This window comes from Streptomyces sp. NPDC013157 (assembly GCF_042899865.1).
Classification (GTDB): Bacteria; Actinomycetota; Actinomycetes; order Streptomycetales; family Streptomycetaceae; genus Streptomyces.
In genome coordinates, this window is sequence record NZ_JBIBAK010000005.1 from 470,206 (window position 1) to 483,090 (window position 12,885).

A 12,885-nucleotide genomic window follows, 5' to 3' on the forward strand; every position below is an offset into this window, starting at 1 on the left:
GCTGTAGACAGTCCTACAGCGGGCGGGTGTGAAGCAAGTCCTAGGCCCACACCGACGGGGCGATCGCCACCCCGGCGAAGGCCGCCCCGAGCCCCGCCGCGAGGCTCGCGACGACGTTGGCGGCAGCGTAGAGCCCGGCGCCGGTCTCGGTCAGCCGGAGGGTCTCGTAGGAGAACGTCGAGTACGTCGTCAGCGCCCCGCACAGCCCGGTGCCGAGGAGCAGCTGGAGGTGCGGACTCGCGGCGCCCGCCGAGGCCGCACCGGTCAGGAGGCCAAGAATCAGACAACCCGTGACATTGACCACGAAGGTGCCCCAGGGGAAGACGGAGTCGTGCCTGGCCTGGACGGCACGGTCGGTGAGGTAGCGGAGCGGAGCACCGACCATGGCACCCAGTACCACCAACAGCCAGTTCACAACGACTTCTTACCCTTCACGTCCGATTCGCCGCTTTCTTCCGACCGGCCGACATACCGGATGACCTCGCACTCGTCCAAGGTCACGAGCCCCTCGGTCACCAGTTCGTCGAGCTGCGGCAGGAACGCCCGGACCCGCTCCTCCGTGTCCACGACGACGACCGCCACCGGCAGGTCCTCGCTCAGCGACAGGAGCCTGGAGGTGTGGATGCGGGAGGAGGCGCCGAAGCCCTCGATGCCCCGGAAGACGCTGGCGCCCGCGAGTCCGGCCGCGTGGGCGCGGTGCACGATCTCCGTGTAGAGGGGCTTGTGGTGCCAGATGTCGTCCTCGCCGATGTAGACGGTCAGGCGCAGGGCGCGGCCGGTCAGTCTCGTCATCGCTGCCTCCGGGTGAGGACACGGCGGGTCACGGTCGCCGCGCACCACACCGCCGCGAGGGCCGCGCACAGGGTCGCGGCGAGATACGCCAGCCCGGTGGCGGGCCGGCCGTGGTCGACGAGTTTCTGGATGTCGACGGCGTAGGTGGAGAAGGTGGTGAAGCCGCCGAGCACGCCGGTGCCGAAGAACGGGCGGACCAGGCGGTGCGCGGGGAGTCCCTCGGTGATCAGGACCAGGAACGCGCCGATCACCGCGCAGCCGATGACGTTCGTCCAGAAGGTCGCCCAGGGGAATCCCCCGGCGGCCGTGGGCAGGCCCAGGGCCAGGCCGTAGCGGGCCACCGCGCCGATCGCGCCGCCGACGGCGACCACCGCGACGACCGGTGCCTGGGCACGCCACTCGGGCCGCCGCCGGGGGCTCGGCTGGACTCGGAGGCTCTCGGCTTCCGGGGCTGTCATGGTCGTACGTCTCCTGTTCGGCACCGCCCCTTACGGGTGCCTCAGGGTACCGCCGGGCGTACCCGGCGGTCACTTCGCCGTGGGGGCCGCGCAGATCGCGACGCCGGGCTCCCGGACGCTGCCGAGAACCAGGTGCCGGCCGGTCCGGCAGACGCTGGTGACCATGCGGAAGCCGGAGTTGCGGCGGGCCAGGTGGTGGACGACCCGGCCGTGGTCGTCGACCGCGATGACGGCCACGGTGCCGACGGGGCGGTAGGGGGCGTGCACGGCGGCCCGGGCGGCCACCCGGCGGACGGCGAGGGGGCTGTGGTGGAAGACGTCGAGCGGGGGGTTGCGCGGGCCCGCGAGGGCGACCCAGAGGAGGTCTCCGTCGCGCCAGATGTTGTCGGGCATGCCGGGGAGCTCGGCGAAGAACTCGGCGCGGCCGGCCCGCGGGCCGGTGAGCCAGTAGCGGGTGAGGCGGTACCCGCCGGTCTCGGCGACGATCAGGAAGGTGCCGTCGCCGCTCACGGTCAGCCCGTTGGCGAACTGGAAGCCCTCCCAGGCCACTTCGGCCGTGCGCGCACCCGGTGCGAGACGCAGCAGGCGGCCGGTGCCGCTGTGCTCGACGATGTCGCCGATCCACTGGGCGAGGGGGTACCGGCGGCTGGAGGCGGTGAAGTACACGGTGCCGTCGGGCAGGGCGACCACGTTGCTCGCGAACCGCAGCGGCTCGCCCTCGACCGTGTCGGCGAGCACGTGGACGGCGCCGTCCGCGAGTCCGACGCGCAGCAGGCCCCGCTCCGCGTCGCAGACCAGCAGGTCGCCGTCGGGGAGGAGGTCGAGCCCGAGCGGGCGGCCGCCGGTCCGGGCGAGGGTGCGGACCCGGGCGGTGTCCGGGTCGCCGAGCCCGTCCAGGCGCAGGATCCGGCCGTCCTCGACGCCGGTGAGGATCCGGCCGTCCGGATCCGTCACCACGTCCTCCGGGCCGCGGCCGCCGACGGCGACGTAGTGGAGGGGGACGAGGCGCGTGGGTCGGTCCATGGGAGCCATGGTGGCAGGGGTGACCGCTCTCACCAGCCCTTCTCGAACATCCGGGCCACTTCGGCGATCCGGACCTCGTCGCGCCGGTAGTAGACCCGGTGCCGGATGCGCTTGGTGCGGAGCAGGCCGAGCCGGGCCAGCAGGCCCAGATGGGTGCCGGCGACCTTGCGGGAGACCCCGAGCTTGGCGGCGACGGCCCGGACGGTGACGCCGTCCTCGGCGAGGTCGGCGTGGCGCTGGGGCGGGAAGTGGGCCACCGGATCCTTGAGCCAGTCCAGGATCTCCAGGCGGCTTGCGCTCGTGGCGTTCCTCAGCATCCGACCGGCCTCCGTCCCTGCCTCCTCGCAGTGTGTGTTCCCACTGTCCCGCAGCCGAAGCGCCCGCGGGACGGAGTCCGGGCGCGATGTCCGAGATCGAACGGCCGTACGGGGTCGGCCGGTCGTGGGCTTGCCGGCACACCGGCTCCCGGACGGGGCGGAGGGGCCCGGCCGTCCCCTTACGGCCGGGCCCCCGTCAGTGGTGGTTCAGCGGTGGCTGAACCACGCCATGGAGGACAGCGCCTTGTCGTCGTAGCCGAACAGGGCCTGGTTCTCCCAGCCGTTGCCGGACGTGGCGTCGGTCGGGTCCCAGCCGTTGCCGGTGACGGCGGTCCAGGTCGCCTCCCAGTAGAAGACGCCGAGGCCGCGGCCGTTCGGGACGGCCTCGACGATGTTCGCGACGGCGTTCATCCAGGCCAGCTGGCCCGCGGCGGTGGCCGGGTAGCCGGTGACCAGTTCGCTGCTGGTGTCGATCTGGTTCTCCAGGGAGTCGTCCTGGGCGAGGGTGAACGGGTAGGCGGTCTCGGCGACGAAGACCGGCTTGGAGTAGCGGGAGGCCACGTCGTCCAGGGTGGTCTGGGCGGCGGCCAGCGAGCCGTGCCAGTAGCCGTAGTAGGACAGCCCGATCACGTCGTAGTCGATGCCGTAGGTCTTGGCGTTGTCGAACCACCAGCGGACCGTGGCGTCGTCGCCCGCGTTGGCCAGGTGCAGGGCGACCCGGGTGGCGGAGGAGACCGCCTTGGCCGCGCTGTAGCCGGAGTTGATGAGGCCGGCGAGCTGGGACCAGTTGCTCGTGGAGCCCTCGGACCAGAGCATGCCGCCGTTGATCTCGTTGCCGATCTGCACCATGTCGGCGGTGGTGCCCTGCGCCTTCAGCGCGTTGAGGACGTCGTAGGTGTGGTTGTAGACGTCGGTCTTGAGCTGGCTGTAGGAGTGGCCGGACCAGGCGGCGGGCTTGGTCTGCTTGCCCGGGTCGGCCCAGGTGTCCGAGTAGTGGAAGTCGACCAGCAGCTTCATTCCGGCGGCCTTGATCCGCTTGGCCATGGCGAGGACGTGCGCCTTGTCGTTGTAGCCGTCGGCCGGGTTGACCCAGACCTTCAGGCGCGCGTAGTTCATCCCGGCGTTCTTGAGGATGGTGACCGCGTCCCCGGTGGTGCCGGAGCTGGTCTTGTAGACCCCGCCCTTGGCCTCGCTCTTGGCCAGTGACGAGATGTCGGCGCCCTTGATGGACAGGCCGGTCGACCCCGAGGCGAAGGTCAGGTCGTCGACGTTGATCCAGTTGCCGGCGTTGGCGTCGGAGTAGACGCTGATGGTGCACTGGTTGTTGGTGACCGCGATCGAGGTGACGATCCGCACCCAGCTGCCGGTGGAGACCGGCAGGTCGGTCCGCTGCTCCGAACTCCCGCAGTTCTTCAGGGATATGTACGCGGAGTTCTGCCCGCCGCTGGAGCGGGTCCAGGCGGTGAGCGTGTAGTTGCCGTTGGTCAGCCCCGACAGGTACTGGTACGTCTCCACCTTGTAGGCGGAGGCCGAGTAGTGGCTGAGGCGGTAACTGCCGCTGTGGCCACCGGACTCGGTGTACGAGGCGCCCGTGTCGCCGTACTCCGACCAGCCGGTGGGCGTGGCCACGCCCGCACCGTCCGACTCGAAGCCGCCGTTGGTGAGGGTGCTCGCCGCCTGGGCGGTCTGCGCCGGGAGGGCGGTGAGGGCGAGCCCGGCCAGGAGCGGCAGCAGCAGGGCTCTGAGGGTGCGTCTGGGATGGAACATCATCGTCCGTCGTCCCTTCGACGTGACTGGGGTGGGGTGTCCTCCGGGGGGCCGGAGGAGAGGCCCCTCCGCCCGCGGCTCTCGTGGCACTCGCGGACGGAGGGGAGTCTCGGCGGGTCCGGGCCGGCGGCGCTGCCCGGCCCGGCGGACGGGCTCAGCCGTCGAGTCGTACGACCCGGACGGTGCCCGCGGGGACCGCGAGGCGGCCCGCGGCGCGTTCGCCCGTCAGCAGCTCGGTGCCGTGCGCCTCCAGCGGCACCTTGGCGTCGGTGGCGGTGTGGTTGATCGCGAAGAGAAAGCTCCCGGACTCGCCGGTGCGGCGGACCACCTCGACGTCGCGGGGCAGTTCGGCGCGGGGCGCGACCCGTGCGTCCTCGGCGGCCCGGCCGAGCAGGGCGTCGAGGCCGTGCGCGTCCAGGCGCGTCGACACGTACCAGGCGGTGCCCTCCCCCAGCCGGTGCCGGGTGACCGCGGGCCGGCCGGCGGTGAGGCCGTCGGCGTAGCTCCAGACGGTCTCGGCACCGTCCGGGACGACGAACTCGGTCCACACGTCGCCGGTCAGCTCGGAGCCGTCGGTGCCGGTCAGCCGCACCCGCTGGTCCTTCAGGAGCGGGGAGAACTCCTCGACCGTGAGGCCCAGGGTCTCGCGGAGGGTGCCGGGGTAGGCGCCCTCGTGCACCGCGTCGTGCTCGTCGACGATCCCCGAGAAGTACGAGACGACCAGCGTGCCGCCGTTCGCGACGTACTCGCGAAGGTTGTTCCCGGCCGCCTCCGTCATCAGGTACAGGGCCGGTACGACGACAAGGGGATAGGCCGACAAGTCGCTTTCCGGGTGGGCGAAGTCGACGGTGAGGTGGCGGTCGTAGAGGGCCTCGTAGAAGGCGTCGGCGCGTTCGCGCGGGTCGTGGTCCTCGCTGGGGCGCCACTGGAGGTTCTGCGCCCACCAGGACTGCCAGTCCCACAGGACGGCGACGTCGGCCTGGGTTCGGGTGCCCCTGATCCGGGTCAACGAGTCGATGGAGGCGCCGAGTCCGACGACCTCGCGCCACACCCGGGTCTCCGTGCCGCCGTGCGGGAGCATCGCGGAGTGGAACTTCTCGGCGCCGCGCCGGGACTGCCGCCACTGGAAGAACATGGCGCCGTCGGAGCCGCGGGCCACGTGCGCGAGGGAGTTGCGGGCCATCTGGCCGGGGCCCTTCGCGGGGTTGCGGGGCTGCCAGTTGACGCCCGAGGTGGAGTGTTCGAGGAGCAGCCAGGGGGCGCCGCCGGCGACCGAGCGGGTGAGGTCGGCGGCCATGGCGAGGTTGACGTGGGTGCGGCGCCCGTCGGTGATCAGGTAGTGGTCGTTGGTGACCAGGTCGACCTCGCGGCCCCAGGCCCAGTAGTCCATGGAGTCGCACTGGCTCAGGGCGGTCATGAAGTTGGTGGTCACCGGGACGCCGGGCGAGAGGCGGTGCAGGATGTCCCGCTCCATGCGGAAGTTCTCGCGGATGGTGGCGTCGGCGAACCGCTTGTAGTCGAGGGCCTGGCCGGGATTGACCACGGTCGGGGTGACGCGCGGCGGGTTGATCTGTGCCAGGTCGGTGTAGTGCTGACCCCAGAAGGCCGTGCCCCAGGCCTCGTTGACGGCGTCGACGGTCCCGTGGGCGCCCGCGAGCCAGCGGCGGAAGTGGGCGGCGCAGGAGTCGCAGTAGCAGGCCGAGACCGGGACGCCGTACTCGTTGTGGACGTGCCACAGCGCGAGCGCCGGGTGGTGGCCGTAGCGCTCGGCCAGACGGGTGGTGATGTTCGCGGCGGCGGCGCGGTAGTCGGCGTTGGAGTGGCAGATGGCGCCGCGCGAGCCGAACTCGTAGCGCACGCCCTCCGCGGTCACCGGCAGGGCCTCGGGGTGGGCGCGGTAGAACCAGGCGGGCGGTGCCACGGTGGGGGTGCCGAGGTCGACGCGGATGCCGTTCTCGTGCAGCAGGTCGAGGACCCGGTCGAGCCAGCCGAAGTCGTACTCCCCCGGCGCCGGCTCCAGCAGGGCCCAGGAGAAGATCCCGACGCTCACCATCGTGACCCCGGCCTCGCGCATCAGCCGGACGTCCTCGTGCCAGACGCTTTCCGGCCACTGCTCGGGGTTGTAGTCCCCGCCGAAGGCGAGCCTGGTCAGGCCCCTGGGGGTGGTGTCCGGCATTGGATCTCTCCCGTTTAATCGATCATTTGGGAACGTTCACACACATCGATCGTGGCGCGAGCCCAACATAACCGCACAGCAACAACCATTGACAAGTGTCCGGGATGTTTCTCTACTGTGAACGCTCACAGAGCATGACACGGACTCGCGACGGGCGATGATCCGGGTCTGAGAACGCTCACACATCTGCATGGCAGGCCCCCGCCACGGGCGGGGGCCCAGGTCAGGGGAGAGATCCATGCCGCACACGAAGCGCCGCCGCCTCGTGACAACCGCCGTCGCCGTCTCGCTCGGCGCCACCGCCCTCGCCGCCTGCGGCTCGTCCGACGACGACAGCAAGGCGGACTCCGGTCCGGTCTCGCTGACGTACTGGGCCTGGGCGCCCGGTATGGACAAGGTCGTGGACCTGTGGAACAAGGGCGAGGGCAAGAAGGACCAGATCACCGTCACGGTGAAGAAGCAGGCGTCCGGCGACACGCTGGTCACCAAGATCCTCACCGCGCACAAGGCGAAGAACGGCCCCGACCTGGTGCAGGCCGAGTACCAGGCGCTGCCGACGCTGGTCAGCAACGACGCGGTCGCCGACATATCCACATCGGTCGGCGACGCGAAGGCGAAGTTCGCCGACGGCGTCTGGCAGCAGGTCACGCTGGGCACGGACGCGGTGTACGCGGTGCCGCAGGACATCGGCCCGATGATGTTCTACTACCGCGCGGACCTGTTCAAGAAGTACGGCCTCAAGGTGCCGACCACCTGGGACGAGTTCGCCCAGGACGCCCGTCAGCTGAAGAAGAAGGCACCCGGCCTCGACCTGACCACGTTCTCCGCCAACGACTCGGGCCTCTTCGCGGGCCTCGCCCAGCAGGCCGGCGCCAAGTGGTGGACCACCTCCGGCGACAAGTGGAAGGTCGCCATCGACGACGCGGCCACCCAGAAGGTCGCCACGTTCTGGGGCGGTCTGGTCAAGGAGGGCGTCATCGACAACCAGCCGATGTACACCCCGGCCTGGAACAAGGCGCTGGACACCGGCAAGCAGATCGCCTGGGTCTCCGCCGTGTGGGCGCCGGGCACGCTGACCACGGCCGCGCCCGACACCAAGGGCAAGTGGGCGATGGCCCCGCTCCCCCAGTGGTCCGCGTCCGAGAACGTCACCGGCAGCTGGGGCGGCTCCTCGACCGCCGTCACCACCGACTCCAAGCACCGGGCGGCCGCCGCCAAGTTCGCGGCCTGGCTGAACACCGACGGCGAGGCGCTCAACGCGCTGGCCAAGGAGAGCGGCATCTACCCGGCCGCCACGAACGCCCAGACCAGCGGTGCCTTCGCCAGCCCGCCCGCCTACTTCTCGAACCAGTCGGACTTCTACACCAAGGCCGCCGAGATCGCGAAGACCACGGCGCCCTCCGCCTGGGGCCCGAACGTGAACGTCGCGTACACGTCCTTCAACGACGCCTTCGGCACCGCCGCGAAGAACAAATCGGACTTCGCCGCCGCCCTGCAGAAGATGCAGGACGACACGGTCGCCGACATGAAGAAGCAGGGCTTCGAGGTCTCTCAGTGACCAGCCCCACCGTCCGGAAGCCGTACGGGGTCAAGGGGGCCCCGTATGCCTTCCTCATCCCCGCCGCGATCCTCTTCGCCCTGTTCTTCGCCCTGCCCATCGGGTACGCGGTCTGGCTCAGCTTCCGCAAGGTGCACGTCTCCGGGCTGGGCCTGGGTGCGGGCGCCCGCACGGAGGTCTGGGCCGGCCTGGAGAACTACAAGGACGCCCTCACCGACAACGAGTTCTACGACGGTGCGCTGCGCGTCCTCGGCTACGGCTGCATCGTCGTCCCGGTGATGCTGGGCCTCGCCCTCCTGTTCGCCCTGATGCTCGACTCCGAGCGGGTCCGCCTCGCCCCGTTCACCCGGCTCGCGATCTTCCTGCCGTACGCCATCCCCGGCGTGGTGGCCGCGCTGCTGTGGGGCTTCCTGTACCTGCCGGACGTCAGCCCCTTCTACTACGTGCTCGCGAAGCTGCACCTGCCGCAGCCCGACCTGCTGGACGGCGGGCCGCTGTACCTGGCCCTGTCCAACATCGCGGTGTGGGGCGGCACCGGCTTCAACATGATCGTCATCTACACCTCGCTCAGGTCGATCCCGGCCGAGGTCCACGAGGCGGCGAAGCTGGACGGCGCCACCCCGCTGCAGACCGCCCTGCGGATCAAGATCCCGATGGTGGCGCCCTCGCTGGTGCTCACCTTCTTCTTCTCGATCATCGCGACGCTGCAGGTGTTCAACGAGCCGACCACCCTCAAGCCCCTGACCAACTCGGTCAACACGACCTGGAGCCCGCTGATGAAGGTGTATGTCGACGCCTTCGCCAAGGGGGACATCTACTCCGCGGCGGCCGAGGCGACCCTCATCGCCCTCGCCACGCTGATGCTGTCCTTCGGCTTCCTGCGGGCCGCGAACCGCCGCAACAAGCAGGAGGCACCGGCATGAGTTCTCTTGCCGTCCGCAAGGCCGCCCCGGCCGCCGGAACGACGCCCGGCACCGCCCAGGGACCGCCGCTGCGCCGCCGCATCGCCCTGGTCCCGACGCTCACGCTCGTCCTCGGCGCGATCTACACGCTCCTCCCGGTGGCCTGGGTGGTGATCGCCTCCACCAAGTCCGGCAGCGAGCTGTTCTCCACGTTCACCTTCCTGCCCGGCACCGGCTTCCTGGACAACCTCAAGGACCTCAACGCCTACCGCGCGGGCATCTACTGGCACTGGATGGGCAACTCCGCCCTCTACGCCGGCCTGGGTGCCCTGCTGTCGACGGCGGTGTCCGCCTTCAGCGGCTACGCGCTCGCGACCTACCGCTTCCGCGGCCGCGAGACAATCTTCAACGTGCTGCTCGCCGGCGTGCTGATGCCCCCGGTCATCCTCGCCATCCCGCAGTACCTGCTGCTCGCCAAGGCGAACCTCACGGACTCCTACCTGTCCGTGCTGCTGCCGCAGATCCTCTCGCCGTACGGCGTCTACCTCTCGCGGATCTACGCGGCCGCGGCCGTGCCCTCCGACGTGGTGGAGGCCGGGCGGATGGACGGGGCGAGCGAGTGGCGGATCTTCACCCGGATCGCGCTGCCCATGATGGTCCCGGGCATGGTCACGGTGTTCCTGTTCCAGTTCGTGGCCGTCTGGAACAACTTCCTGCTGCCCTACATCATGCTGAGCGACGACGAGAGGTTCCCGCTCACCCTCGGTCTGTACACGCTCCTGGAGCAGGGCGCCAACACCCCGGCGCTGTACACCCTGGTGATCACCGGCGCGTTCCTGGCCGTACTGCCGCTGATCGCACTCTTCCTGGTCATTCAGCGCTTCTGGAGCCTTGACCTGCTGTCCGGGGCCGTAAAGTCATGACCATGAGCAGTAGTGCGGGGGGCCGGCGCAAACCGCCGACGATCCATGACGTGGCGCGCGAGGCCGGTGTCTCACGGGGCACCGTCTCGCGGGTGCTCAACGGCGGGCACTACGTCAGCCCGGCCGCTGCGGAGGCGGTCAACGACGCCATCCGCAGGACGGGTTACGTCGTGAACCGGCACGCCCGCTCGCTGATCACCGGACGTTCGGACTCGGTCGGCTTCCTGCTGACGGAGCCGCAGGAGCGGTTCTTCGAGGACCCGAACTTCAACGTGCTGCTGAGCGGTTGCACGCAGGCGCTGGCGAGCCACGACATCCCGGTGCTGCTGATGCTGGCGGGCACGAAGGACGAACGGCGGCGGATCACCCGGTACATCACCGCGGGGCACGTCGACGGGGTGCTGCTGGTGTCGAGTCACTCCGGCGACCCGGTCGCGGAGGAGCTGCGCGAGGCGGGCGTGCCGCTGGTGGCCTGCGGCAAGCCGATCGGGCTCGGCTCGAAGGTGAGCTACGTGGCCGCCGACGACCGGGACGGCGCCCGGGACATGGTCCGGCACCTGCTGGACGTGGGGCGCCGCCGGATCGGCATGATCACCGGGCCGCTGGACACCCCGGGCGGTGTGGAGCGGCTCGCCGGGTACAAGGAGGTCCTCACCGAGGCGGGCATCGCGGTCGACGAGGCGCTCGTCGTGCCCGGGGACTACAGCAAGGCGAGCGGCGAGGCGGGGGCCGAGCGGCTGCTCGCGCAGGCCCCGGACCTGGACGCCGTGTTCGTGGCCTCCGACCTGATGGCGCAGGGCGTGCTGGCGGTGCTCCAGCGGGCCGGCCGGCGGGTGCCGGATGACATCGCTGTCGGCGGTTTCGACGACTCCCCGGCGGCCACCGCGGTGACCCCCCAGCTCACCACCATCCGCCAGCCGTGGGACCGGATCAGCAACGAGATGGTCCGGGTGCTGCTCGCCCAGATAGGGGGCGAGGACCCGGCGGCGGTGATCCTGCCGACGGAGCTGGTGCGGCGCGAGTCCGCGTGAGCCGGGCGCGCTCCGGGGTGCCGGGGGGGGCGTTGTCGGGCAGCTGCGGCCGCGTGGGGGCTGGTCGCGCAGTTCCTCCCCCGGCCTTCGGCCGGGGGTACCCCCAGCGCCCCTTCGGGGCGCTTCCTCAAGCGGTCAGGATTGGAGAAGCCGCGGTGGGCGGCGCCGTCCTAGCGTGGGATCACCGGCCGGAAAGCGCCGGTTCCCCTGTCGCGAGGAGTGAGAGCGCCATGAGCGAAGGCGTGCAGACGATCATCTACCCCGTCAAGGACACGGCGCGGGCCAAGGCCCTGTTCGGTGCGCTGCTGGGCGTCGAGCCGTATGCCGACGAGCCGTACTACATCGGGTTCAAGGCCGCCGGGCAGGATGTCGGCCTCGACCCCAACGGGCACGCCCAGGGCCTGACCGGGCCGACGCCGTTCTGGCACGTCACCGATCTGCGGGAGCGGCTCGCGGCGCTGCTGGCGGCGGGCGCCGAGCTGGTCCAGGACGCACGGGACGTCGGCAACGGGCGGCTGGTCGCCTCGGTGAAGGACGCCGACGGAAACATGGTGGGGCTGCTCCAGGACCCGGTGGCCTGAGACTGCTTGCACCCGCACTAGTTGCGCACTCAACAATTGGCTTGATCGGTGTTACGGTGCGGGTATGGCAGTGAAGACGGCCGAGGCCCGGCTCGAGGAACAGTGGCGGGACATCCTGTCGGTGCACGCGCGCACCATGTGCGAGATCGACCGGGTGCTGCATCCGCACGGGCTGGGCGCGAGCGATTTCGAGGTGCTCGACCTGCTCGCCACCGAGACCCCGGCCGAGGGTGACCACTGCCGGGTGCAGAACCTGGTGGGCCGGGTCCACCTGAGCCAGAGCGCCCTCTCCCGGCTGATCGGACGGCTGGAGAAGGACGGCCTGGTGGAGCGTTCGGTCTGCGTCGAGGACCGGCGGGGCGTATGGGTCGCGCTCACCCCGAAGGGCCGCGCCCTGCACGCCGAGGTCCGCCCGCTGCAGCGGGCGGTACTGGGGCGGATGCTCGAAGGCGCGGAGGGCTAGAGCGCGAACTCGATCCCGTCGGGGAGGACCTCGACGCCCTCCGCGGCCACCTGGGCGCGGGCCCTGGAGGCCGGGTCGACCAGGGGGTTGGTGTTGTTGAGGTGGGTGTAGATCCGGCGGGTGCGGGGATGGCGGGCCAGGGCGGCGAGGCTGCCGTGGGCGCCGGAGACCGGGAGGTGGCCCATCGCCGCCTGCCGGCGGGGACCGGAGCGGACCGTGGTGCCCATCTCGCGGGCGGTGAAGAAAGTGCCGTCCAGCAGGACGCAGTCGGCCTCCGCGCAGAGCTCGTCCAGGACGTCGCTCCAGGAGCCGACGCAGGGGGCGTACAGCAGCACTCCCCCGGTGGCCAGGTCCTCGATGCGGTACGCCGTGACCCAGCGGCCGTCGGATTCGGCGAGCGCGGCCGGGACGTACGCCGGGACCTTGGCGCCGACCGGATGGGCGGTGACGACCAGGCCGCCGGCCAGCACGAAGCCGCCGTCGGCCAGGCTGTCGGCCCACTCCCATGGGGCGTAGCTGTCCAGGGCGCCCCGGGCCGGGGCCAGCACCGTCCGCACCGGCGGGGCCGCGTACACCTTGAGGTCCGGCGCGCCGCGCAGCACGGTCAGGCCGGTGACGTGGTCGGCCTCCGCGTCGGTGAGCAGCACGCCGCGCACCGGGGTGTCCCGGGGGCCCGGTCCCGGCCACAGCGCGGCCGTGGCGGTGAGCTGGGCGCGGATGTCCGGGGAGGCGTTGAGCAGCCACCAGTCCCGGCCGTTGCCGGTCAGCGCGACGCACTCCTGGGTCCGGGAGGGCAGCTTGCCGTCCCGGGCGGCGGCGCACAGCGCGCAGGCGCAGTTCCACTGCGGGAACCCGCCCCCGGCGGCGGTGCCCAGCAGGACGACCCTCACGACG

Annotated in this window: 14 protein-coding genes; 6 read left to right on the forward strand and 8 right to left on the reverse strand. The window is 71.1% G+C overall.

Features of this window, described 5'->3' with window-relative positions:
* Nucleotides 1–40 precede the first annotated feature (40 nt).
* The 7 genes from crcB (ACFY6U_RS18590) to ACFY6U_RS18620 form a co-directional block, all read right to left on the reverse strand.
* A complete protein-coding gene (gene crcB, locus ACFY6U_RS18590) occupies nt 41–415 on the reverse strand; it encodes a fluoride efflux transporter CrcB (protein WP_390039450.1) in 375 nt (124 codons plus the stop codon).
* Complete coding sequence (locus ACFY6U_RS18595) at nt 412–792, reverse strand: DUF190 domain-containing protein (RefSeq protein ID WP_390039452.1); 381 nt, start codon at nt 790–792, stop codon at nt 412–414. The genes crcB (ACFY6U_RS18590) and ACFY6U_RS18595 overlap by 4 nt, the downstream gene beginning before the upstream one ends.
* The gene (gene crcB / locus ACFY6U_RS18600) at nt 789–1,250 is read right to left on the reverse strand and encodes a fluoride efflux transporter CrcB (protein WP_390039454.1); all 462 of its coding nucleotides are present in this window, start codon (nt 1,248–1,250) and stop codon (nt 789–791) included. Before crcB (ACFY6U_RS18600) ends, ACFY6U_RS18595 begins: the two co-directional genes overlap by 4 nt.
* 69 nt (nt 1,251–1,319) lie before the next feature.
* Nucleotides 1,320–2,273: an SMP-30/gluconolactonase/LRE family protein gene (locus ACFY6U_RS18605; RefSeq protein WP_390039456.1), complete on the reverse strand. Its 954-nt coding sequence runs from the start codon at nt 2,271–2,273 to the stop codon at nt 1,320–1,322.
* Nucleotides 2,274–2,302: 29 nt separating this feature from the next.
* Nucleotides 2,303–2,590: an ArsR family transcriptional regulator gene (locus ACFY6U_RS18610; RefSeq protein WP_351492922.1), complete on the reverse strand. Its 288-nt coding sequence runs from the start codon at nt 2,588–2,590 to the stop codon at nt 2,303–2,305.
* Between the two features lie 207 nt (nt 2,591–2,797).
* A complete protein-coding gene (locus tag ACFY6U_RS18615; protein WP_390039723.1) occupies nt 2,798–4,357 on the reverse strand; it encodes a glycosyl hydrolase 53 family protein in 1,560 nt (519 codons plus the stop codon).
* Nucleotides 4,358–4,511: 154 nt separating this feature from the next.
* Entirely contained in the window at nt 4,512–6,533 is a 2,022-nt protein-coding gene (locus tag ACFY6U_RS18620) for a beta-galactosidase (RefSeq protein ID WP_390039458.1), read from the reverse strand.
* Between the two features lie 238 nt (nt 6,534–6,771).
* On the opposite strand from ACFY6U_RS18620, the gene ACFY6U_RS18625 reads away from it, so the two are divergent.
* The 6 genes from ACFY6U_RS18625 (at nt 6,772) to ACFY6U_RS18650 (ending at nt 11,991) form a co-directional block, all read left to right on the forward strand.
* The gene (locus ACFY6U_RS18625; protein WP_390039460.1) at nt 6,772–8,091 is read left to right on the forward strand and encodes an ABC transporter substrate-binding protein; all 1,320 of its coding nucleotides are present in this window, start codon (nt 6,772–6,774) and stop codon (nt 8,089–8,091) included.
* Nucleotides 8,088–9,014, forward strand: coding sequence for a carbohydrate ABC transporter permease (locus ACFY6U_RS18630; protein WP_390039462.1), 927 nt, complete (start codon nt 8,088–8,090; stop codon nt 9,012–9,014). The genes ACFY6U_RS18625 and ACFY6U_RS18630 overlap by 4 nt, the downstream gene beginning before the upstream one ends.
* On the forward strand, nt 9,011–9,916 hold the full coding sequence (locus ACFY6U_RS18635; protein ID WP_351492930.1) for a carbohydrate ABC transporter permease: 906 nt from the start codon (nt 9,011–9,013) through the stop codon (nt 9,914–9,916). The genes ACFY6U_RS18630 and ACFY6U_RS18635 overlap by 4 nt, the downstream gene beginning before the upstream one ends.
* Entirely contained in the window at nt 9,913–10,947 is a 1,035-nt protein-coding gene (locus tag ACFY6U_RS18640) for a LacI family DNA-binding transcriptional regulator (RefSeq protein WP_351492932.1), read from the forward strand. Before ACFY6U_RS18635 ends, ACFY6U_RS18640 begins: the two co-directional genes overlap by 4 nt.
* Before the next feature lie 230 nt (nt 10,948–11,177).
* On the forward strand, nt 11,178–11,528 hold the full coding sequence (locus ACFY6U_RS18645) for a VOC family protein (protein ID WP_390039465.1): 351 nt from the start codon (nt 11,178–11,180) through the stop codon (nt 11,526–11,528).
* A 64-nt stretch (nt 11,529–11,592) separates the two neighbouring features.
* Nucleotides 11,593–11,991, forward strand: coding sequence for a MarR family winged helix-turn-helix transcriptional regulator (locus ACFY6U_RS18650; protein ID WP_390039467.1), 399 nt, complete (start codon nt 11,593–11,595; stop codon nt 11,989–11,991).
* Here ACFY6U_RS18650 and pqqB read toward each other — a convergent pair.
* Complete coding sequence (gene pqqB, locus ACFY6U_RS18655; protein ID WP_390039469.1) at nt 11,988–12,881, reverse strand: pyrroloquinoline quinone biosynthesis protein PqqB; 894 nt, start codon at nt 12,879–12,881, stop codon at nt 11,988–11,990. The two genes, ACFY6U_RS18650 and pqqB, sit on opposite strands and share 4 nt — an antisense overlap.
* Between the last annotated feature and the right edge of the window lie 4 nt (nt 12,882–12,885).